A 24,753-nucleotide genomic window follows, 5' to 3' on the forward strand; every position below is an offset into this window, starting at 1 on the left:
GGCTGCACGACTCAACTCACCCCGACAGCTCCACCCAATGACGAGAGGACCTCCGATGAGCGCCACCACTGCCACGGACGTGCCGGAGAAGAAGAAGCCGAAGAAGCAGTCCCGGCTGTTCGCGCAAGCGCAGCGCCTCGGACGGAGCCTGCTCCTGCCGATCGCGGTCATGCCCGCCGCGGGCATCCTGAACCGCATCGGCCAGCCCGACCTGCTCGGGGCCATCCCCGGGTTCGAGACCGGAGCGGGCGTCATCTCCGCCGCTGGTCAGGCGATCTTCACCTGGCTGCCGCTGCTCTTCGCGGTCGGCATCGCGATCGGCTGGGCGAAGAAGTCCGACGGCACGACGGCGCTCGCCGCCGTCGTCGGCTACATGGTCATGTACCAGGTGTTCGCCGTCATGTCCCCGGTCGTGCTCGCGGGCGTCAAGGACGCCAACGGCGACCAGGCGGTCATCAACTTCGGCGTCCTCGGCGGCATCGTGATGGGTCTCGTCTCGGCGGTCATGTGGGAGCGGTTCCACCGCACGAAGATGCCCGACTTCCTCGGGTTCTTCTCGGGTCGTCGTCTCGTCCCGATCCTGACGGCCGCGGCCGGACTCGTGATCGCGGTCCTGATGTCGTTCGTCTACCGGTACTTCGACATCGCACTCACCGCTGCCGGCACCGCGGTGGCCGACAACGCCGTCATCGGTGGCGGCATCTTCGGGTTCGCGAACCGCATGCTCATCCCGATCGGCCTGCACCAGCTGCTCAACTTCTTCCCGTGGTTCCAGCTCGGCAGCTTCACCAACGCGGCGGGCGACATCGTCCACGGCGACATCCCGCGTTTCCTCGCCGGTGACCCGACCGCGGGCATCTTCCAGACCGGCTTCTTCCCGATCATGATGTTCGCCCTGCCCGCCGGTGCCCTCGCGATCTGGCGCAACGCCAAGCCGCAGAACCGCAAGCTCGTCGGCGGCATCATGATCTCCGCCGCCCTCACCTCGTTCGTGACCGGCATCACCGAGCCGCTCGAGTACTCGTTCATGTTCGTGGCGTTCCCGCTGTACGTCATCCACGCGGTGCTCACCGGGACCTCGCTGGCCCTCGTCAATGCCCTCGGGATCCACGACGGGTTCTCGTTCTCGGCCGGCGCGATCGACTACGTGCTGAACTTCGGCAAGGCGGACGGGGCGATCTGGCTCATCCCGATCGGCCTCGGCTACGCGGTCGTCTACTACTTCCTGTTCAGTTTCGTGATCAAGAAGTGGAACCTCCGCACGCCCGGGCGTGAAGAGGACACGATCGCCGAGAACACGATCGACGCGGCCACCAAGCCGTAGACGTCACCACGTGACGGACAGGAGGCGCGGTGCCAACTGGCACCGCGCCTCCTGTCCGTCTGTCGTCACCACCAGAGCGCCGATACCGGTTTTGACAATCGTTATCAGCAAGCGCTACCGTCGAAGCATGCACAACCGACTCCTCGCCCTCCCGCTCGTCGCCGGCGCCGCAGCGCTCGCCCTGACGGGCTGCGCGACCTCCTCGGCCTCGGGCGACGCCAGCGGCGACGGGAAGATCGCCGTCGTCGCCTCGACCAACGTCTACGGCTCGATCGTCGAGTCGATCGGTGGCGACCACGTGTCGGTCACGAGCATCCTGAACGACCCCTCGCAGGATCCGCACTCGTTCGAGTCGAGCGCCCGCACCCAGCTCGCGGTGTCGAAGGCCGACCTGCTCATCGAGAACGGCGGCGGGTACGACGACTTCATGACCACCCTCGCCGACGCGTCGGACACGAAGGCCGACACGATCAACGTCGTGCAGCTGTCCGGCCTGGACAAGGGCGGCGACGCCGAGTTCAACGAGCACGTGTTCTACAGCTACCCGACGATGGTCAAGCTCGTCGACGACGTCACGAAGCGCCTGTCCGCGCTCGACGAGGGCGAGAAGTCCACGTTCGAGCAGAACGCCGACGCGCTCACCACGAAGCTCGAGGACCTCGAGTCCCAGACCGCCGACCTGAAGAAGACGTACGACGGCGACGCGGTGGCGTACACCGAGCCGGTGCCGGGCTACCTGTTCGACGCGATCGGCCTGGACAACGAGACCCCCGACGCCTTCTCCGAGGCGATCGAGGAGGACGACGACGTGCCGCCGGCCGCCCTCAAGGACACCCTCGCGCTGTTCACGAGCGGCGACGTGGAGCTCCTGGCCTATAACGACCAGACCTCCAGCCCCGAGACCGAACAGGTCAAGAAGGCGGCGGAGGACAACGACGTCCCGGTGGTCGGTGTCACGGAGACGCTCCCCGAGGGGCAGGATTACGTCTCGTGGCAGCAGGCGAACATCGACGCGGTGCAGGCGGCGCTCCAGAAGTGACGACCTCGACCGCAGCAGCGACGACCGACAGCCCGGCGACCACCTCGGTGGACGACCGGGCTGCGGCCCGTCCGGTCCTGGCGCTGCGCGACGCCGGGTTGTCCTTCGGCGAGCGGAAGCTCTGGGGGCACCTGGACCTGGACATCGCGCCGGGGGAGTTCGTCGCGGTCCTCGGGCCGAACGGTGCCGGCAAGACCTCGCTCCTGCGCACGGTGCTCGGGCAGCAGCGCCTGACGAGCGGCACGATGTCGTTCCTCGGCCAGTCCGTCCGTCGCGGACACCGCAAGATCGGCTACATCCCGCAGCAGCGGCTCATGGAGGCCGGTACCCCGCTGCGCGCGCGCGACATGATCGCGCAGGGCGTGACGGGACACCGCTGGGGCGTCCTGCCGACGTCGAAGGCCGACCGGGCCCGCATCGACCGGATCCTCGACGAGGTCGGTGCCACCGCGTTCGCGGACGCCCCGGTCGCCGAGCTGTCCGGCGGTGAGCAGCAGCGCACCCGCGTCGGTCAGGCCATCGCCGCCGACCCGGCACTGCTGCTGTGCGACGAACCCCTCATCTCGCTCGACCTCCGGCACCAACGCGGCGTCACCGAGCTCATCGACCGGCAGCGTCGGCAGCACGAGGCCGCCGTACTGTTCGTGACGCACGACGTGAACCCGATCCTCGACGTCGTCGACCGGGTCCTGTACATCGCCGGCGGCCGGTTCCGCATCGGTTCCCCCGACGAGGTCCTGCGTGCCGACGTCCTGAGCGACCTGTACGGCACCCCCGTCGACGTCGTCCGGACCATGGGGCGCATCGTCATCGTCGGCGCGAACGACGCGCACGACCACCACCACGGCGAGGTCGACCCGCACGCCCCGGCGTCGGACGAAGGGCGGATCTGATGGACGTCCTGTCGACGGTCTTCTCGTTCCAGGACTACGGCGAGCTCGTGGCCCTGGTCCAGAACTCGATCTGGGCCGGTGCGGTGCTCGGCATCGTCGGCGGGCTCATCGGCCCGTTCGTCGTCGCCCGGAACATGCCCTTCGCGGTGCACGGCATCTCGGAGCTGTCCTTCGCCGGGGCGAGCGCGTCCCTGTTGCTCGGCGTCAACGTCGTCACGGGGTCCCTCGTCGGGTCGGTGATCGCGGCGCTGCTCATCGGGGTGCTCGGCTCGCGGGCGCGCGACCGCAACTCGATCATCGCGGTGCTCATGCCGTTCGGCCTCGGGCTCGGCATCCTGTGCCTGGCGCTCTACAAGGGGCGTGCGGCCAACAAGTTCGGACTGCTCACCGGCCAGATCGTGTCGGTGGACAACCCGCAGCTGACGTTCCTGATCGTCATCGCCGCCATCGTCGTCGCGACCCTGCTCGTCATCTGGCGCCCGCTGATGTTCGCGTCGGTGGACCCCGACGTGGCCGCGGCGGCCGGCATCCCGGTACGGACCCTCGCGATCGTGTTCATGCTCGTGCTCGGTCTGGCCACCGCGGTGTCGGTGCAGATCGTCGGCGCGCTGCTCGTGCTGTCGCTGCTCGTCACCCCGGCGGCCGCGGCCCTGCGGCTCAGCTCGCACCCGGTCGTCGTGCCGGTGCTGTCCACGGTGTTCGCCGTGGTGTCGGTCGTCGGTGGCATCCTGCTCGCACTCGGCGGCGGTCTGCCGATCAGCCCCTACGTGACGACCATCTCGTTCGCGATCTGGGTGGTCTGCCGGATCGTCGGGGCCAGGCGCGACCGCCGTGGACGCGACCGGGTCGTCCGCCGCGACCAGCGTGGCGGGGGCGCACCGGGCCTCCCGTCCGGAACGAACGGAACCGGAACCACCGGAGCCGGAACCGGAACCACCGGAGCCGGAACCGGAACCACCGGGACGAAGCCGGCAGCCGGCCAGAAGGAAGAGGTGCCAGCATGAACGCCGTGCAGAAGGTCAAGCGGAACACGTGGCAGCGCGAAGCGGTGCGCGGTGCCCTCGACTCCACCGAGGGGTTCGTCAGTGCGCAGGCGCTGCACCAGCACCTGCGTGACGAGGGCTCGACGATCGGTCTCGCCACCGTCTACCGGGCGCTCGCCGATCTCGCGACCGAGGGCGACGCCGACTCGTTGCAGCAGGACGGCGAATCGCTGTACCGGGCGTGCACGACGGACGCGCACCACCACCACCTGATCTGCCGGAACTGCGGCCGGACCGTCGAGATCGAGGCGGACCCCGTCGAGCAGTGGGCGCAGGACGTCGCCGCGGCCAACGGGTTCACGAACGCCAGCCACGTCGTCGACATCTTCGGTGAGTGCGCGGTGTGCACGGCGGCTGGTGCCGGAACCGGAACCGGATCACCGACCGGCGACGCCGCCGGCGAGTAGGGTCCGCGCCATGCACGTCATCCTCGTCCCCGGGTTCTGGCTCGACGCGAGCGCGTGGGACGACGTCGCCCCGGTGCTGCTGCAGGCGGGCCACACGGTCGAGGCGATCACCCGCGACGGTGACACGCTCGACGAGCAGGTCGCGGCGCTCGTGGAGCGCCTGGACGACGTCGCCAGCCCCGACGAGCCCGTCGTGCTCGCCGGACACTCCGGTGCCGGACCGATCGCGTACATGGCCGCCGACCAGCGGCCCTCGCTCGTCGCGCACCTGCTGTACGTCGACACGTTCCCCGGCCCCGCCGGCGGCTGCGTCAACGACGAACTGCCCGTGGTCGACGGGGTGGTCCCGCTGCCGTCGTGGGACGTCTGGGAGCCGGCCACGGTGCGCGGGATGACCCCGTCCCTGCGCGAAGCGTTCGAGCACCGGGCGATCCCGGAGCCCGCCGCGGTTCCGTCCGACCGCTTCCACTACGCCGACGCCGCCCGGCACACGATCCCGGCGACGGTGATCACCTGCGAGATCCCGGCGACCGAGCTCGCGACGATGGTGGCCGACCACCAGGCCTGGGCCGAGGAACTCGTCGCCACCGAGGAACTCAGCATCGTCGGACTCGAGACCGGACACTGGCCGATGTTCACGGCACCGCTCGAGCTCGGCGAGCTCATGGTGCGTGCGCTTGCGACACGCCCGGACCTCGCGTAGGCTCTCCCCTTGGTTCTCCACGTCCGCGTGGGGGACCCGTTGTTCCAAGCCCTCCGACCGTCGCGAACGCCGCGGTCGCGTGGTGCTCGTTCCCCCTTCGACAGGGGTTGCGGGCCTGGGCGGTGTGCACAACCCCCTCGCATGCACCACTCCGGTGGTCCTGCGCGTGCGCACCAGGCAAGTGAACTTGGGTGCGGCCGTCCGGTCGCACGGTACCTCAGGAGGAAACCATGGCAGCAGTGTGCCAGGTGACCGGCGCCGTTCCCGGCTTCGGTCACAACATCTCGCACTCGCACCGCCGGACGAAGCGCCGCTTCGACCCGAACGTGCAGAAGAAGACGTACTACGTGCCGTCGCTGCGTCGCAACGTGACGCTCAATGTCAGCGCTAAGGGCATCAAGGTCATCGACGCACGCGGCATCGAGTCCGTCGTCAAGGACGTCCTCGCCCGTGGGGAGAAGATCTGATGGCGAAAAAGGGTCAGGACATCCGTCCGATCATCAAGCTCCGCTCGACGGCGGGCACCGGGTTCACGTACGTGACCAAGAAGAACCGTCGGAACAACCCCGACCGTCTCGTGCTGAAGAAGTACGACCCGGTGATCCGCAAGCACGTCGACTTCCGTGAGGAGCGCTAAGCATGGCGAAGAAGAGCAAGATCGCGAAGAACAACCAGCGTGCCGTCATCATCGCGCGCTACGCCGAGCGTCGTCTCGAGCTGAAGAAGGCCCTCGTGGACCCGAACGGCACCGACGAGTCGCGTGAGGCCGCTCGCGTGGGCCTGCAGAAGCTGCCCCGCGACGCATCCCCGATCCGCTACCGCAACCGCGACGCGATCGACGGCCGCCCCCGTGGCCACCTGGGTGAGTTCGGCATCAGCCGTGTCCGCTTCCGCGACATGGCCCACCGTGGAGAGCTCCCCGGCATCACGAAGAGCTCCTGGTAAGCACTCGCAGTACCCGACGCCCCGTCACCTCTTGGTGGCGGGGCGTTCGCTGTGTACGGGGTACATGCGACCGGTCATTCGTCACATCTGCCCCTCCAGCATCCATCTCCGAGCCCGACAAGCCCGGAAATCCGGGCGAGTCGGCTGTTTTCACCCCCTGCGGCTGGTAGGTTCAACTCCGGTTCCGCCGGGCCCTCGGCCCACTGGCACCGTGGCACGGGGCAACCGCTCCGGGCGCCGGACGGCACGCTCGTCCGACCGATACTGCAAGAAGTCCGAGGAGGACATCCATGGCTGACAAGTCACTGAACCGCACCGAGCTCGTCGCTGCCGTCGCCGCCGAGTCCGGCCAGAGCCAGGCCACCGTCAACGGCGTCGTCGACGCGCTCTTCAGCGTCGTCTCGTCGTCCGTCGCGGACGGCACGAAGGTCACGATCCCCGGTTGGATCGCCTTCGAGAAGACGCACCGCGCCGCCCGCACCGGCCGCAACCCGCAGACGGGTGAGGCCATCGAGATCGCCGCGAGCGACTCGGTCAAGGTCAGCGCCGGCTCGAAGCTCAAGGCTGCGGTCAAGTAAGACTGTTCCGCGCATCGGGAGGGACGGCTTCGGCCGTCCCTTTCGTCGTTCCCGGGGCGCGTACGTCGCGTCTGGTCGCGTTCGTCGCGCTGCGTCGACCGGGAGGCCCGTGCCGGTTCCCACAGATCGGCCCGCCCCGTTCTGCGGCCGGGTGGGCACCGCCTAGGCTTGACGGGTGAATCGGATCGCGCGCATCGCCGGTCCCGCCGTGCTCCTGCTCGTCGGGTTCGTGGCGCTGCTCACGGCACTCGTCATCGGCGGTGGTGCGAACGCAGCGCTGATCGCCGACCCCGGCCCCCTGGTCCGTTTCGGGCTGCCGATCTCCCGGCTGGTCGTGGACCTGTCCGCCGCCGCGACGATCGGCGGTCTGGCGCTCGCCACCGTCGGGCTCTCGCGGTCCGGCCCCGAGTGGAACCGCGCCATCGACGTCGCGGCCGCTGCCAGCGGCATCTGGACGGTGTCGTCCGCGGTCACCACCTTCTTCACCTTCCTGAGCGTCGCCGGCTCGGAGATCAGCATCGACGAGCAGTTCGGCCAGTCGATGGGCGTGTTCCTGACGGGCACAGACCTCGGCCTCGCCTGGCTCGTCACGGTGCTCGTCGCCGCCGCGGTCACGGTGCTCTGCTTCGCCGTGCGCTCGCGGGGGATGGTCGCCCTGACCGCTGCGGTCTCGATGATCGGCCTCATCCCGCTCGCGCAGCAGGGCCACGCCGCCGGTACCGCCAGCCACGACGCCGCGGTCACCGCGCTCGGGCTGCACCTGGTCGGTGCCGCGCTCTGGGTCGGTGGCCTGACCATGCTCGTGCTCCTGCGCGGCGTGCTGCCGGGCGACCGTCTGGCCGTGGTCGTCGCGCGGTACTCGAGCATCGCGCTCGGCTGCTTCGTGCTCGTGGCGGTGTCGGGTGTCGCCTCGGCCCAGATCCGTGTCGGCGCCCTGTCGAACCTGTTCACGCCGTACGGCACCCTCGTGCTGGTGAAGATCGGCGCAATCGTGGCCATCGGGGTCCTCGGTGCCGTGCAGCGTCGGCGTGCGATCCGGTCCCTGGCCGAGGCACCGGCACGGCACCGCCCGTTCTGGACCCTGATCGTGGTCGAGCTCGCCGTGATGGGCGTCGCGTCCGGCTTCGCCGCGGCGCTCGGACGCACGGCGACCCCGGTCGACCAGATCGCGCTGAGCAAGACGACCGACCCGAGCCCGGCCGAGCTGCTCACCGACGACCTGCTGCCGCACGCGCCCGGGGCCTGGGGCTGGCTGACGCAGTGGAACATCGACCTGTTCTGGCTGATGGCCGCCGTGCTGCTCGCCGCGACGTACGTCGCCGGCGTCGTCCGCCTGCGCCGTGCCGGGGTCCGCTGGCCGGTGCGGCGTTCGGTGGCGGCGGCCGTGGCGATCGTGTCGCTCGTCGTCGCGACGTCCGGTTCGCTGCACCAGTACGACCGGTTCCTGGTGTCGGCGAACGTCGGCGCGCACGTGCTGCTCGGACTCGTGGTGCCCGCGCTGGTGTGGGCGGCGGCTCCGGTCGTGCTCATCCGGGCAGCGGTGCACCCTCGCGACGACGACAGCACCGGGGTGCGCGAGTGGACCGGTGTGCTGGTCGACAACGCCGCGGTCCGCTACCTCGTGCAGCCCTTCCCCGCGTTCCTGCTCGCCGCAGCGGTGTGGTGGGCGTACTTCGCCACCGACGCCGTCCGCTGGTCGGTGAGCGACTCCACGGGACGCACCGTCATCGACGTCGGCTTCCTGCTCGTCGGTCTCCTCGCGATGCCGACGCTCTTCACCCCCGTCGCGGCTGGCCGGACCCACCCGACCCGCGGGGCGGCGGTCGTCCGGATCGTCGGAGCCGTGGTCGTCGCGGCAGGGGCGGTGTCACTCGGCATCGCGATGCGCGGGCCGCTCGGGCTGCTGCAGGCCTCGTGGTTCGGCGCGATGGGACGCACGTGGGGGCCCGACCCGCTCGTCGACCAGGCCCGCGGCGGACTCGTGCTCGTGGCCGCAGGGGTGCTGCTCCTGGTGGCGGTCGTCGTCGTGGTGCTCGTGCAGCTGCGGCGTGCTGGAACGTCGGGTCGCACGCCCGCGGCGGACGCGCGCACGCCCGCGGCGGAACCGCGCACCCTCGAGCAGGACGCCCGATGAGCATCGAGCTCAGCGACGAGCAGCGGGCCGTCTTCGAGTACATCGAGCACACCCGCGACCACGTCTTCATCACCGGTCGGGCGGGGACGGGCAAGTCCACCCTGCTCAACCACCTGTCGTGGAACACCGAGAAGCAGGTCGTGATCTGCGCACCGACCGGGGTCGCGGCCCTGAACGTCGGCGGTCAGACGATCCACTCCCTGTTCCGCTTGCCGATCGGCCTGATCGCCGACGCCGAGCTCCGCCAGGGGCCGGACACCCGGAAGCTCCTGAACACCATCGACACCCTGGTCATCGACGAGGTCTCCATGGTGAACGCCGACCTGCTCGACGGGATGGACCGCTCGCTGCGGAAGGCCCGCGGGCGGCAGTTCGAGGCGTTCGGCGGCGTGCAGGTCGTGATGTTCGGAGACCCGTACCAGTTGCCGCCGGTGCCGGGCGGCGCCGACGAGCGCGCGTACTTCACCGACCACTACCGGTCGATGTGGTTCTTCGACGCCAAGGTGTGGCTCGAGGCGAAGCTGAACATCATCGAGCTCGCCACCGTGCACCGCCAGCGCGACGACGCGTTCGCCGCCATGCTCACGGCGGTGCGGCACGGCCGCGTCACCGCCGAGATCGCGGACCAGTTGAACACCGCGGGCGCGCGGCCTTCGCCCGACGACGCCATCACCCTCGCCACCCGGAACGACACCGTCGCGCGCATCAACAAGGCGGCGCTCGACCGGTTGCCCGGCAAGGTCAAGACCGCGAAGGCCGACGTCAACGGCGACTTCGGCGGGCGGAACTTCCCGGCCGACGAAGCACTCGAGCTGAAGCCCGGCGCGCACGTGATGTTCCTGCGCAACGACGCTGACCAGCGGTGGGTGAACGGGACGCTCGGCATCGTCACGGCGATCCGCGACACGGTGTGGGTCGACGTCGACGGGGAGTCGTTCGAGGTCCAGCCGTCGGTGTGGGAGAAGTTCAAGTACTCCTACGACGCCGACAAGAAGGAACTCAAGAAGGACACCGTCGGCGAGTTCCAGCAGTTCCCGTTGCGGCTCGCCTGGGCGGTCACGATCCACAAGTCCCAGGGCAGCACCTACGACCGCGCGGTGGTCGACCTCGGCAACCGGGTGTTCAGCGCCGGCCAGACCTACGTCGCGCTGTCACGGCTGACCTCGCTCGAGGGGCTGTACCTGACCCGGCCGCTGCGGCCGCAGGACATCATCGTCGACACGGACGTCCGGCGCTTCATGTCCGAAGCGCCGCGCATCGTCGCGACGGCACTCGAAGCACCGAAGCCGGAGCCTGCGTCGGACCCCGACTCCGACGACGACGCCTGACACACCCGCGCACTGCACCCACGCACTGCACCCACGCACTACACCCACGCTCCGCGCACACGACGACGCCCGCCTGCCGGAGCGGCAGACGGGCGTCGGGGAGCGGGTCGGTGCGTCAGGCGCGAGCCGCCGCACGCAGCGCGCGGAGGTTCTCCTTGTCGGCACCGAACGCCGTCAGCAGCAGGACGACCCCGACGATCGCGTGGAACACGTTGTCGGTGGTGTTCAGCGCGAAGATGTTCGCCGAGGTGTCCACGAACACGAACCCGTAGACCGCCAGCACGACGAGCACGGCGCCGACGAGCAGGTTGCCGTTCCGCGAACCGATGGTGTTGCCGAGCCCGGTGATGAGCAGGACTGCGGCGAGCAGTACCCAGATGAGGGCGAGCGGCGGGTTCACGCCGAAGGCGTTCCACAGCATCCCGCCCTGTCGGCTGAAGAAGCCGGGGTCGCCGTCGGCGGCGAAGAAGAAGCCCAGGATGCCCCAGAGTGCGAGGACGCCACCGACCGTGAGCGCGAGCCCGCGGTTCGGTGAGGCGGTGATGCCCGGTTCCTTGATGGCCACTTCGGTCTCCTCCTCGTACACTGCCGACGCGACGTGCGTCAGTCCGGCGGTGCCCGCCGAACTGCGCGGCGCGGCACTGAGCGGCACAGCGCGGGATCCGCGGTTGACGGCCGCGCGGTTCCCAGCCTCCGGCCGGTGAGCCAACGGTATCGTGTCCGACCCCGACCGTCCGAATCGCAGCGCCGTCACCAGGCGTGCGACGAGACCGACGACGACCACTCCGAGGAGGACCAGCCCGGTGACCTTGACACCCGAGCGCAATGGACCGGAGTCGCGTGGACCGAGCGTCTCGCGGCGGTTGCGGTGGGGTGTGCTGGCGGCTCTGGGGTTCGTGATCGTACCTTCCGTCTACGCGGCCGCGGTGCTGACGCCGGTGGGGCAGCGCATGGAGGACGCCGCGCTCGGCGGGGTCCGGGAGTCCGACCTGTTCAGCTCGGACACTGCGCTCAACGTCATCTCGGTGCCGGTGATCCTGTTGCTCGTTGTCGTGATCGTCGCGGTGGCGTTCGCCAGGCGACGGCTCTCGGTGGGGCTCGGCGCGGGTGCAGTGGTGCTCGCGTCGGCGGCCACCTCGACGCTGGTCAAGCGTATCGCCGAGCGCCCGGAGATCGCCCAGTCGACGACGCCGAACTCGTTCCCCTCGGGGCACGCGACGATCGCGCTCGCCGCGCTGTTCGCCGTGCTGATGGTCACGCCCCGTCGCTTCCGGCCGATCGTCACCCTGCTCGGGGCGGTCTACGCGGTCTTCGTGGCCAACCAGACGGTCGTGTACGGCTGGCACCGGGTGAGCGACATCATCGGCGCGTGCGCGATCGCGATGTTCTGGCTCGGCGTCGTCCGGGCGTTCGGGCCGAGGGTCGACCGGGGGCTCCGCGGTGACCGGGACGGCCGTCGGGGGCCGCGCCGGGTGGTCAGTGTCGTCCTGCTCGTCGCGACCGGGGTCACGCTGGCCGTCGGTGTCGCGGCGCTCGTCGTCGGCCTGACCGGGGACGGCGCCCACGACCGCGCCGCGATCCTGATGGCCGGACGCCTGGCCTCGAGCGCGAGCGTCCTGGCGGTGGTGACCGCGGTGTGGTTCCTCGACGGCATGCACCACGCGGCCCGGACGGACCCGGCCGCACTGCCCGACGCCCGCTGACGCGACCGGTCAGCACCTGGCGGGAATGTGCCGGCGTGCGCTACGTTGTACCCAGCAAGTCGATGCAAACGCATCGATATCGCGAAAGGCGGCGCATCATGCAGTTCGGCATCTTCACGGTCAGTGACGTCACGACCGATCCCACGACCGGCACCACGCCGGACGACACCCAGCGCGTCCGTGACATCCTCACCATCGCGCAGCACGCCGACCAGGCCGGACTCGACGTCTTCGCCACCGGAGAGCACCACAACCCGCCGTTCGTCGCCTCGTCGCCGACCACGCTGCTGGCCTACCTCGCGGCGAAGACGAAGGACATCACGCTCTCGACGAGCACCACGCTCATCACCACGAACGACCCGGTGCGCATCGCCGAGGAGTACGCGATGCTCCAGGTGATCTCCGACGGCCGCATGGACCTCATGATGGGTCGCGGCAACACCGGCCCCGTGTACCCGTGGTTCGGGCAGGACATCCGCCAGGGCGTCAACCTGGCGATCGAGAACTACGCGCTCGTCCGCCAGCTCTGGGAGAACGACGTCGTCAACTGGCAGGGCAAGTTCCGCACGCCGCTGCAGGGCTTCACCTCGACGCCGCGCCCCCTCGACGGCGTGCCCCCGTTCGTCTGGCACGGCTCGATCCGCACGCCGGAGATCGCCGAGCAGGCCGCCTACTACGGTGACGGCTTCTTCCACAACAACATCTTCTGGCCGATCCAGCACACCGAGCAGATGGTCGGGCTGTACCGCCAGCGCTTCGAGCACTACGGTCACGGCCGCGCCGATCAAGCGATCGTCGGTCTGGGCGGGCAGTTCTTCGCCCGGAAGAACTCGCAGGACGCGGTCGACGAGTTCCGGCCCTACTTCGACAACGCCCCGGTCTACGGCCACGGTCCCTCGATGGAGGACTTCGCCGCCCAGACCCCGCTCACGGTCGGTTCGCCGCAGCAGGTCATCGACCGGTACGCCGCGATGAAGGACCACGTCGGCCACTACCAGCGACAGCTGTTCCTGGTCGACCACGCGGGGCTGCCGCTCAAGACGGTGCTCGAGCAGATCGACATCCTGGCGACGGACATCGTGCCCGAGCTCCGCAAGCTGAACGACGAGGGCCGTCCGGCCGACGTGCCGTCCAACCCGCCGAGCCACACGGAGCGCGCCGCCGCGGCGCTCGCCGCCGGCACGGTCGGCAGCGACCACGTCGCGGCCGAGGACGAGTGGACGGGCGCGTCCGTCTGATCGTCACGTGACCACCTGACGGACGGGAGGCCCGGTGCCAGCTGGCACCGGGCCTCCCGTCCGTCACCGCCTGTGTCGCGAGCGCGACCCGAGTCTCGGGGTCAGCGACGGTTCTCGGGGCACGCGGCGCGAGATCGGTCGCTCAGACCGAGTCTCGGGCTCGCCCCGCCGAGATCCTGGGCGCGACCGCCGGACGAGCCGGCACGAGCTTCAGGCCGACGACGCAGCCGACGATCCCGGCGATGAACAGCACGCGCAGGACCGTGACGGGCTCGGCGCCCGTGGCCATGCCCCACAGGACGGTCAACGCGGCACCGGTGCCGGTCCAGACCGCGTACGCGGTGCTGATCGGGATGTGCTGCAGGACGTAGCCGAACGCGACGAGGCTGATCACGATCGTGATCACGAACACGACCGTGGGGCCGGGGCGGGTGAAGTCGTCGCTCTCGCCGAGGGCGGTCGCCCACACGGTCTCGAGCGTGGCGCTGACGAACAGGACGATCCAGGCCACCTCAGCTCACCACCTTGAGGCCGACGACGCAGGCGACCAGGCCGAACACCAGGCCGAGGCGGGCGAGCGACGCCGATTCCTGCCGGCGCAGGATCGACACGACGACCGTGAGCGAGGCGCCGATGCCCACCCAGACCGCGTAGGCGGTGTCGACCGGGATCGACTGCATCGCGAATGCCAGGCCGACCATGCTGAGGGCCATGCCGGCGACGAACACGATCGTCGGGACGACCTTCTTGAAGCCGTTCGACGCACTCAGCGCGGTGGCCCAGACGGCTTCGAGCACGCCGCTCAGCACGAGGATGACCCATGCCATGACGATGTTCCCTTCGTTCCGATCGAGTAGTCGCACGACTGTGCGACAACCATCCCGACGCTAGCACGAGTTCGTACGACTGTGCGAGTATGGCTCCGTGGCCAGGAGCATGGACGTGGAGCAGCGGCGTCGGACCGTGTCCGAGGCGGCGTGCCGGGTGCTCGCCCGCGACGGACTGGGGGCGCTGAGCGTGCGGAACGTCGCGGCGGAGGCGGGGCTGCCGCCGAGCACCGTCCGCTACACCTTCCCGACCCAGGCGAGCGTCCGGTCCCACGCGCTCGAGCTCGTGTTCGACGCGACCTCGGCCCGGATCGACGCCGTGCCCGCGGACCTGGAAGGGACGGCCTACGCCCACGCGGTGCTGCTCGAGCTCCTGCCCCTCGACGAGGAACGGCGCATCGAGCTCGACGTCTACCTGGGCCTCGGCACCGCGGCCCTGACCGACGCCGAACTCCGGCCGTTCCACGACCGGGTCGTCGACGAGATGCGGGAGTGGTGCGGGCGGATCCTGCGGGTGCTCGGGGTGCCGGACGCCGACGCCGCCTACGAGACCCGCCGCCTGCACGCCCTGGTGGACGGGCTCGCGATGCACATCGTGCGGCTCGATCCAGGGGGTGACGCCTCGTGGGCGATCGACACCCTCGACCGGCACGTGGCGGGTATCGCCCGAGGCTGACCGCGGCCCGTCGCGCTCGCACGGTGCCGGGTTCGCGGGCCGGTGCGGCGTTGTTGCTGGCGGGGGAGCAGGTGCACGGTGCCGGGTTCGCGGACCCGTGCGTCGTTGGCGGCTCCGTGCGGCGCTCCAGGCCGGCACCGAGCGAGCAACCCTGCACGGGGTGAACGAACTCGCACGGTGCGCAGGCGGGCGCGCACGGACCGTCGCGCAGCACGCGTCGCCTATCCTTTCCGGGTGACGACGACCACGCCGCCGCAGCAGCGCTCCCGCTCCCGTTCCCTGACGGGCCCGGGCCTCGTGCTGCTCACCGTCGTCGTGCTCCTGGGGATCCGGCTGCTGTCCCCGAGCATCGGGGCCGCCGGGCTGCCGGACGTCGTGCAGGACTTCCTGACACTGGCGATCAGCGTCGTCGTCGAGTCGCTGCCGTTCGTGGTGCTCGGCATCGTGCTGTCGATCGTCGTCGAGGTCTGGGTGCCGGTCGGCGCGCTCGAGCGGGTCCTGCCGCAGAACGCCTTCGGCCGTCGCGCCGTGATCTCCCTGATCGGCATGCTGTTCCCGGTGTGCGAGTGCGGCAACGTGCCCCTCGCGCGCGGCCTGATGCTGCGCGGGTTCACGCCGGCCGAGGCCGTCACGTTCCTGGTCGCCGCCCCGATCCTCAACCCGCTCGTCATCATCAGCACTGCGCAGGCCTTCGGCTGGTCCGGGTGGATCCTGCCGGTCCGGATCGTCGGCGGCTTCGTGATCGCGAACCTGGTCGGCTGGATCGTCGCCGCGCACCGCCGTCCGGCCGACCTGCTGCTCCCTGCCTTCGAGGCCCGGTGCCGCGCGGCCGTCGGAGCACCCCGGGGCCTGCACCGATGGCGGCAGAGCGCCGCGCAGTTCGGCGGCGAGACGGCGACGATGATGCCGGCGCTGTTCGTCGGTGCCGGGCTGGCGGCCGCGATCCAGGTCGCCGTGCCCCGCTCGACCCTGGTCGCGATCGGCTCGAACCCGGTGCTGTCCGTCGCGGCGATGATGCTGCTGGCGATGACGGTGTCGCTCTGCTCGAACGTCGACGCCTTCTTCGCGCTGTCGTTCGCCTCGACGTTCCTGCCCGGGTCGATCACGGCCTTCCTGATCATCGGGCCGATCATCGACGTGAAGATGATCGCGCTGCTGCGCACGACGTTCCGGGTCCGGTTCCTGGTGCTGCTCGCCGTCGTGTGCGTCCTGTTCGCCGGCGCCGTGGGATTGGTGATGAATGTCCTCGTCTGATGCACGCAGCAACGCGCCCGCGTACCTGGGGCTCGGGTCCGTGTTGGCCGTGGCGCTCTGCACGCTGTGGCTGGCACTGGTCGGGCACCTCGACCTGTACATCAACCCGCGCTACTCGGTGTTCACGATCGTCCTCGCCGCCGTCGGGGTGCCCGCGTCGATCGCCGGCCTGGTCGTCATCGCCCGGGGGTACGGCCACACGCACGGCGACGACGCCGACGAGCACGAACACGGACACGGTGGGCGACCGGGAGGCGCGGGTCGCCGCACGCGCATCGCGCTCGGCGGGACAGCCGCGATCGTCACGATCGGCGTCACCGTCGCGATGCTCGTCCTGCCCCCGACGACGCTCTCCGCCCGCACCGCGCAGCAGCGGAGCGTCGACTCGGCGACCCTGTCGAACGCCACGGGCTCCGAGGCAGCGGTGTCCCTGCTCGGCAGCGAGGGCGTCGACACCTCGCAGTACGGCGTCAAGGACTGGGCGGCGCTCATCCGGCAGACCACCGACACCACTGCGCTCGTCGGCAAGCAGGTGCGGCTGTCCGGCTTCGTCGTCCCCGGCCAGGACGGCTCGTTCACGCTCACCCGGTTCGTGATCAGCTGCTGCGCCGTCGATGCCCAGCCCGTCGGTCTCGGTGTCGTGACGGACGCCGGCGACCGTTCCGACGCGGTGCCCGACGAGGGACAGTGGGTCACGGTGACCGGCGCACTCGCAGCCAACCCGGACCAGTCCGCCGACGCCCGCATCGTCATCAAGGCCGCGAAGGTCACCGAGATCGCGCAGCCGAAGGACCCGTATGAGTACTGAGGGGCGCCGTGAGCGCCGCCCGGTCGCACACCGGTTCCACCGCCGGTACCTCGCCGTCGTGGTGGTCCTGGCCGTGGTCGCGGCGCTCGCCGCCGTCGTCGGCTCGCAGCAGGGCCCGCGGCTCCGCGACGTCTCCTACGACGCCAGCGGCCTGGTGTCCCGACCGGCGCAGCGGGTGATCCTGACGGCGAACCAGGCCCTGCAGCAGGTGTCCGCCGACGACGTCCGGGTCAGCCCGGCAGCCGCCCACACGGTGACCTCGAGCGGCAACACGATCGCGGTCGAGTTCGCCGGCCCCCTGGCCTACGACCGCGACTACACCGTGACGGTCGCGAACGTCCGGGCGCCGGGGCAGCGCGCCACGTCGGACCTCACCGCGGCGATCCGCACCGGCAGCACCGACGTCCTCGCCCTCGTCCCCGGGCAGGCCGGGGCGAAGGACCGCATCGTCCGGCGGTCCCTCGACGCGGGCGGTGCCACCACGGTCTACGAGGGCACGGCGATCAACGAGTACGCCCGGCTCGGTCGTTCCCTGGTGGTCGTGAGCGGCACGGACGCCAGCTCGTCCGTCGACGTCGTGGCGCTGAGCGGCGGGGTGCAGGACGACGACACCCCCGTCGAGCACCTCACCCTGCCGTCGTCGCAGGGGCGGGTCACCGCGCTGCACGTCGCCGACGACGGCGCCTCGTTCGGGTTCGAGTACGCCGACACCTCGACCGGGCAGTCCCGGAACACCGGCCTGTACGTGGTCGACATGACGGGCACGCACCTGCCCACCGCGATCGCGGCCAACGGCAAGCCGAAGACCGGTGCCGTGCCGATGACGGTCGGGCAGTGGGCCTACGTCCCGCGCACCGAGAGTGCCCTGGTCCGGACGGGCAGCGACGACCTGGTGCTCGTCGACATGAGCGGCCGCGCCGATCCGGTCCGGCTCGGCAGCGCCACGTACCTGCACGGGTTCGTCGGCACCGGCACCACGGCCGTGGTCGAGACCGGCACCGGCATCGAGCGGCTCGACCTGACCGACGGCGCGAAGACGGCGCTGCGGGCCTCGGCCGCCAGCACCGATGCGGCGGTCCTCGGCCGCATCGCTCCGCTGACGGACGACACGTACCTGCGGGTGCTGGGGGACGTGCGGTCGGACGGGACCGTCTCGGCTCGGATCGTGCGTGTGGACGGGGGACGGGCCTCCCGGCTGCCGGTGAGCATCCCGGACGACGCGAGCGTCACCGCGGTCTGCCCGTCGCCGAACGGCCAGTTCGTCGCGGTCGCGACGAAGTCGGCGACCGACGAGCTGGTGAGCATCGTCGACGCGACCTCCGGCGCGCTCGAGGCGAGCATCGATGCCGGCTCGGTCGACTGGTGCGGTGCCCTGCCGTCGGGCGACGAGGTCGGCTGACGGGCAGGCGGGCAGGCGGACAGACGGGAGGCCCGTTGCCGGCCGGCAACGGGCCTCCCTGTCATGCAGGTGGTGACGACTACGCCAGCGTGGCCGCGTCGATCACGAAGCGGTAGCGGACGTCCGAGGACAGGACGCGCTCGTAGGCCTCGTTGATCTGGTCGGCGCTGATGAGCTCGGTCTCCGGCAGGATGTCGTGCTCGGCGCAGAAGTCGAGCATCTCCTGGGTCTCCTGGATGCCGCCGATGGCGGAACCGGCCCAGCTGAGCCGGCGCGGGATGAGCGCGAAGGCCGGGACCTCGAGCGGCTCGGACGGTGCACCGACGTTGACGAGCGTGCCGTCGACCTTGAGCAGGCCGAGGTAGGAACCCATCGGGATCTTCGCCGAGACGGTGTTGATGATGAGCTCGAAGGAGTTCGCGAGCTTCTCGAACGTCTCCGGGTCCTTCGTCGCGTAGTGGGCCTTCGCACCGTAGCGGAGCGAGTCCTCCTGCTTCGAGGTGGTCTGGGAGAGGACGGTGACCTCGGCGCCGAGCGCGACGGCAATCTTGACGGCCATGTGGCCGAGCCCGCCCATGCCGACGACGGCGACCTTCGTACCGGGGCCGGCCTTCCAGTGGTGCAGCGGCGAGTAGGTGGTGATGCCGGCGCAGAGCAGCGGCGCGACCTTCTCGATGTCGAGCGACTCGGGGACGCGGAGCACGAAGTCCTCGTTCACGACGACGGCCTGCGAGTAGCCGCCCTGGGTGATCGAGCCGTCGGCGGGGTCGACGCTGGCGTAGGTGCCGATGTTGCCCTTGAGGCAGTACTGCTCCTGGCCGGCGACGCAGTTCTCGCACTCGCCGCAGGAGTTGACCATGCAGCCGACGCCGACGCGGTCGCCGACCTGGTGCTTGGTGACGTTCTCGCCGACGGCGGTGACGTGGCCGACGATCTCGTGGCCGACGACCTGCGGGTACTGGATGGGGCCCCACTCACCGCGGACGGTGTGGATGTCCGAGTGGCAGATGCCGGCGTAGGCGATGTCGATCGCGACGTCGTCCGGGCCGACGTCACGACGGGTGATGGTGGTCTTGACGAGCGGCTCGGTCGCTGACGGTGCCGCGTACGCGTTGACGGTGCGCAATGATCTCCTCGTGGGGGTGCGTTGCGGGCCGGTTCCGGCCCGGAACCAGTCTGATGGAGCGCGCCACAGCGTGGGAGGTCCCATTGGGGCTCCCCAGTGCGGGAATCGGGGTGCTCAGGCCAGCCGTGCGAGCCGCTGCCCCGCGATGGCGGCGAAGCGCAGCGGATCGGCGAGGGCGTCGTCCGGTTCGCCGGTGGTCTGCGTGGCGAGCACGGTGAGCGAGGCAGCGGCGGCGTAGTCGTCGAGCGACGCCTCGATCGCGCCGGCGACGAGCATCGACCGAGCCTCGGGTGCGTGCGTCGCCGTGAGCGACCGCACCACCGACGGGACCTTGCCGGCGGCGGACTGGCCGTCGTACCGGCCCTCGCCGCTGATGACCACGTCGGCGCCGGTGAGCCGATCGGCCAAGCCGAGGACCTCGGCGACGCCGTCCGCACCGCGGGCCAGGGTCGCACCCCAGACGAGCAGACCGAAGCCCACGCCACCAGCGGCGCCGGCGCCGGGCGTGGCCGGGTCGACGTCCGGGAACCGTGCGGCCCAGGCGGCCAGCCGCTCGTCGAACGCGGCGACGCGCGAGGGCGCGATGCCCTTCTGCGGCCCGAAGACCGCGGCGGCGCCGGTCGGGCCGAGCAACGGCGAGGTCACGTCGGTCAGCACGGTCACGCCGAGCGGTGGCAGGGCACGCAGCGCGCCGCGGTCGCCGTCGTGGCCGAGCGCCTCGAGCACGGGCCGTCCGCCGTCGGTCGAGGCACTGCCACCGATGCCGAGCACGAGCCCCGTGGCACCGGCGTCGAGCGCGGCGGCGATCGCCTCGCCGAACCCCCGGCTCGTGGCGGTGTCCGGCAGGAGTTCGTCGAGCATCGGGAGACCGCTCGTCGCCGCGAGCTCCACCACTGCACGGCCGTCGGGCAGCCGCAGCCAGTGGGTGTCGACGGGTTCGCCGGCCGGACCCGTGACCGTGACGGGGACGCGGACCGCGCCGGGGACCGCGGTCGCGAAGGCGTCGAGGGTGCCCTCGCCGCCGTCGGCCATCGGCACGAGCACCACATCGTCGTCGGGGCGTTCGGTCAGCCAGCCGTCCGCGATCGCCTGGGCGACGGACGCCGCGGTCGCGGTGCCCTTGAACGAGTCCGGAGCCACCACGATGCGCACGGCACCACCGTAGCGGGGAGACGGCAACACGTGCTGGACAAGGTAGGCAAGGCTCACCTAAGTTAACGGTTAGGTGAGGCTCACCTAACTTCACGAACCAGCACTCGGGATCATCTCCATGTCGTCACTCCGTCGCGCCCTCACGGCCGCAGCGTCCGCCCTCGTCGTCCTCGCCGTGGCGACCGGCTGCACCGGCGGCGGTACCGGCACCGCGGGTGCGACGCAGGCGGCGGGTCGCGGGACGAGCGCGACGGACCCGGCCGCGGGCCTCCGGGCCATCGCCCCGGTGACCGACGCGAAGGACGTGACCGGCGAGCGCACCGCGACCCTGGCGACCGACCTGCCGCCGACGGCGAGCACGGTGGACGAGCCCGAGCTGCCCGTCACCGTCACCGACAACCAGGACACCGAGGTGACCGTCACGAGCGCGGACCGGATCCTCGCGCTCGACATCTCCGGCACGCTGTCGTCCACCGTGTACGGCCTCGGCCTGGGGGACCACCTGGTCGGACGGGACGTCTCGACCGGCTTCGCGGGCACCGAGGACCTGCCGCTCGTCACCCAGAACGGCCACGAGCTCTCCGCCGAGGCGATCCTCGCGCTCCGGCCGACGGTGCTGCTGACCGACACCTCGCTCGGCCCGTGGGACGTCGTGCTGCAGATCCGGAAGGCCGGCGTCCCCGTCGTCGTCGTGGACCCGCACCGGGACACCACGAACACCGACGCGATCATCGAGCAGGTCGCGACCGCGCTCGGCGTCCCGGCGACCGGCGACCGCCTGGCCGCCGAGGTGCACGCGCAGGAGCGGGCCGTCGCTGCGCAGGTGGCCCGGATCGCGCCGTCGGCTCGCGCCGACAAGCTGAAGATGGTGTTCCTGTACGTGCGGGGGAACGCCGGGATCTACTACCTGTTCGGCAGCGAGTCCGGCGCCGACTCGCTCATCGACGCCGTCGGCGGGCGGGACGTCGCGACGGAACAGGACTGGACGGGCATGCGCCCCGTCAACGCCGAGGCGCTGGTCGCGATGCAGCCGGACCTGGTGATCATGATGACCAAGGGGCTCGAGTCCGTCGACGGCGTCGACGGACTGCTCCAGCGGGTCCCCGCGATCGCGAAGACGCCCGCGGGCGAGCACCGCCGCATCGTCGACATGGCGGACACGACGGTGATGAGCTTCGGGCCGCGCACGCCCGAGATCGTGGCCGCGTTGGCCGCGGCGATCTACGGTCCGGCGGACGCCTCGTGACCGTCCGGGAGGAACGGATCGCGCCCGCCACGCACGTCTCCGCCGCACCGGCGGTCACGTCCAGGTCGCGGGTCGGCCGCATCGCGCTGCTCACCACCGGCCTCGCGGTGGCACTCGTCGTCGCGACGCTGGTGTCGGCGAGCGTCGGACAGCTCGGGATCTCGCCCGCCGAGGTGCTCCGGACCGTGGGCCGGTCGCTCGGCCTGCCCGTGGACGGCCCCGCCGACGACCTCGTCACCCAGGCGCTGTGGACGATCCGGTTCCCGCGGGTGGTGATGGCGCTGCTGATCGGCGCCGCGCTCGCCGCAGCCGGTGTGCTCATGCAAGCCGTGTTCGCGAACCCCCTGGCCGACCCCGGCGTCGTCGGGGTGTCCGGCGGCGCAGCCTTCGGAGCGTGCGCCTCGATCGTGTTCGGGCTGCAGTTCGCCGGGTACTGGACGACGCCGCTGATGGCGTTCGCCGCGGGCCTGGTCGCGACGCTGCTCGTCTACGGACTGTCCCGCGCCGGCGGCCGCACCGAGGTCGTCACGCTCCTGCTCACCGGCATCGCCGTGAACGCGTTCACCGGGGCAGGGCTCGCCTTCCTGACGTTCCTCGGCGACCAGCAGGCGCGCGAGCAGATCGTGTTCTGGCAGCTCGGGTCCCTGAACGGCTCGATGTGGGACCAGGCCGCGGCGATCGCCCCCGTCATCGGGGCAGGACTCGTCGGCGCCGTCGTGCTGACGCGCTCGCTCGACCTGCTCGCCCTCGGCGACCGGGCCGCGCGGCACGTCGGGGTGCGGGTCGAGGCCGTCCGGGTCGTCGCGATCGTCGTGGTCGCCCTGCTCGTCGGCGCAGCGGTCGCGTTCGCCGGCATCATCGCGTTCGTCGGGCTCGTCGTCCCGCACCTGATGCGGATGGTCATCGGCCCGGCGCACGGACCGCTGCTGCTGGTCTCGACGCTCGGCGGCGCCCTGCTCCTGACGATCGCCGACCTGCTCGCGCGCACCCTGGTGCCGTACGCGGACCTGCCGATCGGCATGCTGACCTCGCTCGTCGGCGGACCCTTCTTCTTCTGGCTCCTGCGCCGTGCCCGCCGACGGTCGGGGGGCTGGGCATGATCGAGACGAGCGCTGTCGGCGCCGTGGTCGTGTCCGGGATCGGCGTCGTCATCGACGGACGACCGCTGCTCGCCGACGTCGACCTGACCGTGCGCGCGGGCGAGGTCCTGGCGCTCGTCGGTCCGAACGGTGCCGGCAAGTCGACCCTGCTCCGGGCGATCGCCGGGGACCTCGCCCACAGCGGCACGGTCGCGATCGACGGGGTGCGCACCGGCGGCGAAGCACCGCTCGCCACCGCTCGTCGGCGTGCCGTGCTCGAGCAGGACACCGCCGTGGCCTTCGGGTTCCGCGTCGGCGAGGTCGTCCGGATGGGCCGGGCGCCGTGGCGGGGGACCCCGCGAGCGGTCGACGACGACACCGTGGTCGCGCGGGTGCTCGACCAGGTCGAACTCGCCGACCGGATCGACCAGGCGTTCCCCTCGCTGTCGGGCGGGGAGCGAGCCCGGGCCTCGTTCGCCCGGGTCCTGGCGCAGTCGACCCCGGTGCTCCTGCTCGACGAACCGACCGCCGCCCTCGACCTGCGACACCAGGAGGCCGTGCTGGCCGTCGCCCGCGCACACGCCCGGGCCGGTGGCGCCGTCGTCGTGGTGCTCCACGACCTGAGCCTCGCCGGGGCGTACGCCGATCGCGTCGCCATGCTCGCCGGCGGCCGGATCGTCGCCGACGGCACCCCCACCGACGTCCTGACCGCCGACCGCATCGGCGCCGTCTACCGGCACCCGGTCACCGTCGTGCCCGACCCGAACACCGGCACGCCCGTCGTCGTGCCGTCCCGAACCCTCCAGGAGGCCTCCTCGTGACCACCCGCACCCGCCCGCTGCGGCTCGCGCTCGCCGGACTGCTCGTCGCGCTCAGCGCCGGGGGAGCCGCCCTGGTGGGCGTCGCCCCCGCATCGGCAGCCGGCCGTGTCAGCGTCGCGATCGAGGGGCACCCCGAGGTCACGAACCAGGTCGACTCGACGTACCTGACGACGCTGCGCCTGCGCGGCTCCGGGTTCCAGGGCATCAAGAACGGGTACGGCGGCATCTACGTGGCGTTCGGCACCGTGAACGGCACCTGGCAGCCGAGCAAGGGCGGGGCGACGGGCGCGGACTACAGCTACGTGCCCGACGACGAGTCGAACCCCACCGGGTACCTCGACTTCGTGGCCTTCGAGGGCAGCACCACCGCGTCGGCGGCGAACGGCGGCACGGTCGACTCCGCCACGGGCACCTGGTCCGCGACCCTCAAGGTCCCCGGTTCGACGTTCCAGGCGCTCGACCGGAACGGCGCCGCGAAGACCGTCGACTGCACGGTCGTGCAGTGCGGGATCATCACGATCGGTGCGCACGGCGTCGCGAACGCGAACAACGAGTCGTTCACACCCGTCTCCGTGCAGAACCTGTACGGCAGCGGCGGCACGTTGGCCGGTGGCGGCACCAGGGCAACCACCGGGCAGGCGCCGGCCGACACGACGGACGCGGGCAGTGCCTCCCGTCCGTCCGCCGAGCCGACGTCCGAGGCGAGCGCCGACACCCGCGCGGCCACGAAGCCGTCTGCGCGGTCGACGGCGAAGCCGAGCGCCACCGCGGAGCCGACCGCGTCGGCGACCCCCACCGTGCCGGCCGGGGCGACCCCGTCGGCGGTGGCGGCCGCGGCTGCCGACGGCTCCTCGGGCGGGATCGACCCGAGCGTCCTGCGGATCGTCCTCGGCGGCCTGTCCGCGCTCGTCGTGGCCGTCGCGGCGCTCGTCGTCTTCGCGATCGTGCACTCCCGCCGCGCCGCACGACGCACCGCGACCGACGTCGCGCCGTAGGACCACCGGACCCGGGTGCTCACAGGGGGCGCCCA

General features: G+C 71.2%; 27 protein-coding genes. 22 read left to right on the forward strand and 5 right to left on the reverse strand.

The annotated features are described in order from the left end of the window. Positions 1–55: 55 nt before the first annotated feature. From KZI27_RS03380 to KZI27_RS03435, 12 genes are all read left to right on the forward strand, one after another. Positions 56–1,324: a PTS transporter subunit EIIC gene (locus tag KZI27_RS03380; RefSeq protein ID WP_222659322.1), complete on the forward strand. Its 1,269-nt coding sequence runs from the start codon at positions 56–58 to the stop codon at positions 1,322–1,324. Between the two features lie 127 nt (positions 1,325–1,451). Next, positions 1,452–2,363, forward strand: a complete 912-nt coding sequence (locus KZI27_RS03385; protein WP_222659323.1) for a metal ABC transporter solute-binding protein, Zn/Mn family — start codon at positions 1,452–1,454, stop codon at positions 2,361–2,363. A gap of 47 nt (positions 2,364–2,410) precedes the next feature. Continuing rightward, a complete protein-coding gene (locus KZI27_RS03390; RefSeq protein ID WP_222661156.1) occupies positions 2,411–3,256 on the forward strand; it encodes a metal ABC transporter ATP-binding protein in 846 nt (281 codons plus the stop codon). Then, positions 3,256–4,260: a metal ABC transporter permease gene (locus KZI27_RS03395; RefSeq protein WP_222659324.1), complete on the forward strand. Its 1,005-nt coding sequence runs from the start codon at positions 3,256–3,258 to the stop codon at positions 4,258–4,260. Before KZI27_RS03390 ends, KZI27_RS03395 begins: the two co-directional genes overlap by 1 nt. After that, positions 4,257–4,706, forward strand: coding sequence for a Fur family transcriptional regulator (locus tag KZI27_RS03400; protein WP_222659325.1), 450 nt, complete (start codon positions 4,257–4,259; stop codon positions 4,704–4,706). Before KZI27_RS03395 ends, KZI27_RS03400 begins: the two co-directional genes overlap by 4 nt. A gap of 10 nt (positions 4,707–4,716) precedes the next feature. Then, positions 4,717–5,409 (forward strand): alpha/beta fold hydrolase, encoded by a 693-nt coding sequence (locus tag KZI27_RS03405; protein WP_222659326.1) that lies wholly within the window; start codon positions 4,717–4,719, stop codon positions 5,407–5,409. A gap of 230 nt (positions 5,410–5,639) precedes the next feature. Then, on the forward strand, positions 5,640–5,876 hold the full coding sequence (gene rpmB / locus KZI27_RS03410) for a 50S ribosomal protein L28 (protein WP_111085377.1): 237 nt from the start codon (positions 5,640–5,642) through the stop codon (positions 5,874–5,876). Then, complete coding sequence (gene rpmG, locus KZI27_RS03415; protein ID WP_017886456.1) at positions 5,876–6,046, forward strand: 50S ribosomal protein L33; 171 nt, start codon at positions 5,876–5,878, stop codon at positions 6,044–6,046. Before rpmB ends, rpmG begins: the two co-directional genes overlap by 1 nt. 2 nt (positions 6,047–6,048) lie before the next feature. After that, a complete protein-coding gene (rpsN, locus tag KZI27_RS03420) occupies positions 6,049–6,354 on the forward strand; it encodes a 30S ribosomal protein S14 (protein ID WP_017886455.1) in 306 nt (101 codons plus the stop codon). Positions 6,355–6,644: 290 nt separating this feature from the next. Continuing rightward, a complete protein-coding gene (locus KZI27_RS03425; RefSeq protein ID WP_111085379.1) occupies positions 6,645–6,932 on the forward strand; it encodes an HU family DNA-binding protein in 288 nt (95 codons plus the stop codon). Positions 6,933–7,107: 175 nt separating this feature from the next. Then, entirely contained in the window at positions 7,108–9,066 is a 1,959-nt protein-coding gene (locus KZI27_RS03430; protein WP_222659327.1) for a cytochrome c oxidase assembly protein, read from the forward strand. Continuing rightward, positions 9,063–10,394 (forward strand): ATP-dependent RecD-like DNA helicase, encoded by a 1,332-nt coding sequence (locus tag KZI27_RS03435; RefSeq protein WP_123310641.1) that lies wholly within the window; start codon positions 9,063–9,065, stop codon positions 10,392–10,394. Before KZI27_RS03430 ends, KZI27_RS03435 begins: the two co-directional genes overlap by 4 nt. A gap of 115 nt (positions 10,395–10,509) precedes the next feature. On the opposite strand, the gene KZI27_RS03440 is transcribed toward KZI27_RS03435, so the two are convergent. Next, positions 10,510–10,959: a DUF4383 domain-containing protein gene (locus tag KZI27_RS03440; protein WP_185021241.1), complete on the reverse strand. Its 450-nt coding sequence runs from the start codon at positions 10,957–10,959 to the stop codon at positions 10,510–10,512. A gap of 331 nt (positions 10,960–11,290) precedes the next feature. On the opposite strand from KZI27_RS03440, the gene KZI27_RS03445 reads away from it, so the two are divergent. Together KZI27_RS03445 and KZI27_RS03450 are read left to right on the forward strand one after the other, a co-directional pair. Next, entirely contained in the window at positions 11,291–12,097 is an 807-nt protein-coding gene (locus KZI27_RS03445; RefSeq protein WP_222659328.1) for a phosphatase PAP2 family protein, read from the forward strand. A 98-nt stretch (positions 12,098–12,195) separates the two neighbouring features. Continuing rightward, complete coding sequence (locus KZI27_RS03450; protein WP_123310633.1) at positions 12,196–13,335, forward strand: CE1758 family FMN-dependent luciferase-like monooxygenase; 1,140 nt, start codon at positions 12,196–12,198, stop codon at positions 13,333–13,335. Positions 13,336–13,477: 142 nt separating this feature from the next. On the opposite strand, the gene KZI27_RS03455 is transcribed toward KZI27_RS03450, so the two are convergent. Together KZI27_RS03455 and KZI27_RS03460 are read right to left on the reverse strand one after the other, a co-directional pair. Next, positions 13,478–13,846, reverse strand: coding sequence for a DMT family transporter (locus KZI27_RS03455; RefSeq protein WP_222659329.1), 369 nt, complete (start codon positions 13,844–13,846; stop codon positions 13,478–13,480). 1 nt (position 13,847) lies between these two features. Then, positions 13,848–14,162, reverse strand: coding sequence for a DMT family transporter (locus tag KZI27_RS03460; protein WP_222659330.1), 315 nt, complete (start codon positions 14,160–14,162; stop codon positions 13,848–13,850). Positions 14,163–14,259: 97 nt separating this feature from the next. On the opposite strand from KZI27_RS03460, the gene KZI27_RS03465 reads away from it, so the two are divergent. From KZI27_RS03465 to KZI27_RS03480, 4 genes are all read left to right on the forward strand, one after another. After that, positions 14,260–14,838 carry a TetR/AcrR family transcriptional regulator gene (locus KZI27_RS03465; RefSeq protein WP_261784064.1) on the forward strand — a complete coding sequence of 193 codons (579 nt, stop codon included), beginning with the start codon at positions 14,260–14,262 and terminating at the stop codon, positions 14,836–14,838. A 234-nt stretch (positions 14,839–15,072) separates the two neighbouring features. Beyond that, positions 15,073–16,092, forward strand: a complete 1,020-nt coding sequence (locus KZI27_RS03470; RefSeq protein WP_222659331.1) for a permease — start codon at positions 15,073–15,075, stop codon at positions 16,090–16,092. Next, positions 16,079–16,900: a TIGR03943 family putative permease subunit gene (locus tag KZI27_RS03475; RefSeq protein WP_222659332.1), complete on the forward strand. Its 822-nt coding sequence runs from the start codon at positions 16,079–16,081 to the stop codon at positions 16,898–16,900. Before KZI27_RS03470 ends, KZI27_RS03475 begins: the two co-directional genes overlap by 14 nt. Then, positions 16,890–18,299, forward strand: a complete 1,410-nt coding sequence (locus KZI27_RS03480) for a hypothetical protein (protein ID WP_222659333.1) — start codon at positions 16,890–16,892, stop codon at positions 18,297–18,299. The genes KZI27_RS03475 and KZI27_RS03480 overlap by 11 nt, the downstream gene beginning before the upstream one ends. Positions 18,300–18,378: 79 nt before the next feature. Here the strand turns inward: KZI27_RS03480 and KZI27_RS03485 are convergent, their stop codons facing one another. Further along, positions 18,379–19,425: an NAD(P)-dependent alcohol dehydrogenase gene (locus KZI27_RS03485; protein WP_123310619.1), complete on the reverse strand. Its 1,047-nt coding sequence runs from the start codon at positions 19,423–19,425 to the stop codon at positions 18,379–18,381. Positions 19,426–19,539: 114 nt separating this feature from the next. Next, positions 19,540–20,577, reverse strand: a complete 1,038-nt coding sequence (locus tag KZI27_RS03490) for a glycerate kinase (RefSeq protein WP_222659334.1) — start codon at positions 20,575–20,577, stop codon at positions 19,540–19,542. 118 nt (positions 20,578–20,695) lie between these two features. Here KZI27_RS03490 and KZI27_RS03495 point away from each other — a divergent pair, with 118 nt between their 5' ends. From KZI27_RS03495 to KZI27_RS03510, 4 genes are read left to right on the forward strand one after another with little or no spacing between them, the layout of a single operon-like run. Further along, positions 20,696–21,823 carry a hemin ABC transporter substrate-binding protein gene (locus tag KZI27_RS03495; RefSeq protein WP_222659335.1) on the forward strand — a complete coding sequence of 376 codons (1,128 nt, stop codon included), beginning with the start codon at positions 20,696–20,698 and terminating at the stop codon, positions 21,821–21,823. Beyond that, positions 21,820–22,923: a FecCD family ABC transporter permease gene (locus tag KZI27_RS03500; protein ID WP_410004016.1), complete on the forward strand. Its 1,104-nt coding sequence runs from the start codon at positions 21,820–21,822 to the stop codon at positions 22,921–22,923. Before KZI27_RS03495 ends, KZI27_RS03500 begins: the two co-directional genes overlap by 4 nt. Continuing rightward, a complete protein-coding gene (locus KZI27_RS03505) occupies positions 22,920–23,723 on the forward strand; it encodes a heme ABC transporter ATP-binding protein (RefSeq protein ID WP_111085393.1) in 804 nt (267 codons plus the stop codon). The genes KZI27_RS03500 and KZI27_RS03505 overlap by 4 nt, the downstream gene beginning before the upstream one ends. Further along, positions 23,720–24,718, forward strand: a complete 999-nt coding sequence (locus KZI27_RS03510; protein WP_222659336.1) for a hypothetical protein — start codon at positions 23,720–23,722, stop codon at positions 24,716–24,718. Before KZI27_RS03505 ends, KZI27_RS03510 begins: the two co-directional genes overlap by 4 nt. The last annotated feature ends 35 nt before the right edge of the window (positions 24,719–24,753 follow it).

Source organism: Curtobacterium sp. TC1, from assembly GCF_019844075.1.
Lineage (GTDB): Bacteria > Actinomycetota > Actinomycetes > Actinomycetales > Microbacteriaceae > Curtobacterium.

What these genes read in the sequence shown, in the direction of transcription:
- KZI27_RS03505 (WP_111085393.1), top strand. Translation starts at nt 22,920, where the DNA reads ATGATCGAGACGAGCGCTGTCGGCGCCGTGGTCGTGTCCGGGATCGGC.
- rpsN (WP_017886455.1), top strand. Translation starts at nt 6,049, where the DNA reads ATGGCGAAGAAGAGCAAGATCGCGAAGAACAACCAGCGTGCCGTCATC.
- KZI27_RS03380 (WP_222659322.1), top strand. Translation starts at nt 56, where the DNA reads ATGAGCGCCACCACTGCCACGGACGTGCCGGAGAAGAAGAAGCCGAAG.
- KZI27_RS03405 (WP_222659326.1), top strand. Translation starts at nt 4,717, where the DNA reads ATGCACGTCATCCTCGTCCCCGGGTTCTGGCTCGACGCGAGCGCGTGG.
- KZI27_RS03495 (WP_222659335.1), top strand. Translation starts at nt 20,696, where the DNA reads ATGTCGTCACTCCGTCGCGCCCTCACGGCCGCAGCGTCCGCCCTCGTC.
- rpmG (WP_017886456.1), top strand. Translation starts at nt 5,876, where the DNA reads ATGGCGAAAAAGGGTCAGGACATCCGTCCGATCATCAAGCTCCGCTCG.
- KZI27_RS03400 (WP_222659325.1), top strand. Translation starts at nt 4,257, where the DNA reads ATGAACGCCGTGCAGAAGGTCAAGCGGAACACGTGGCAGCGCGAAGCG.
- KZI27_RS03480 (WP_222659333.1), top strand. Translation starts at nt 16,890, where the DNA reads ATGAGTACTGAGGGGCGCCGTGAGCGCCGCCCGGTCGCACACCGGTTC.
- KZI27_RS03450 (WP_123310633.1), top strand. Translation starts at nt 12,196, where the DNA reads ATGCAGTTCGGCATCTTCACGGTCAGTGACGTCACGACCGATCCCACG.
- KZI27_RS03425 (WP_111085379.1), top strand. Translation starts at nt 6,645, where the DNA reads ATGGCTGACAAGTCACTGAACCGCACCGAGCTCGTCGCTGCCGTCGCC.
- KZI27_RS03385 (WP_222659323.1), top strand. Translation starts at nt 1,452, where the DNA reads ATGCACAACCGACTCCTCGCCCTCCCGCTCGTCGCCGGCGCCGCAGCG.
- KZI27_RS03435 (WP_123310641.1), top strand. Translation starts at nt 9,063, where the DNA reads ATGAGCATCGAGCTCAGCGACGAGCAGCGGGCCGTCTTCGAGTACATC.
- KZI27_RS03475 (WP_222659332.1), top strand. Translation starts at nt 16,079, where the DNA reads ATGTCCTCGTCTGATGCACGCAGCAACGCGCCCGCGTACCTGGGGCTC.
- KZI27_RS03460 (WP_222659330.1), bottom strand. Translation starts at nt 14,162, where the DNA reads ATGGCATGGGTCATCCTCGTGCTGAGCGGCGTGCTCGAAGCCGTCTGG.
- rpmB (WP_111085377.1), top strand. Translation starts at nt 5,640, where the DNA reads ATGGCAGCAGTGTGCCAGGTGACCGGCGCCGTTCCCGGCTTCGGTCAC.
- KZI27_RS03395 (WP_222659324.1), top strand. Translation starts at nt 3,256, where the DNA reads ATGGACGTCCTGTCGACGGTCTTCTCGTTCCAGGACTACGGCGAGCTC.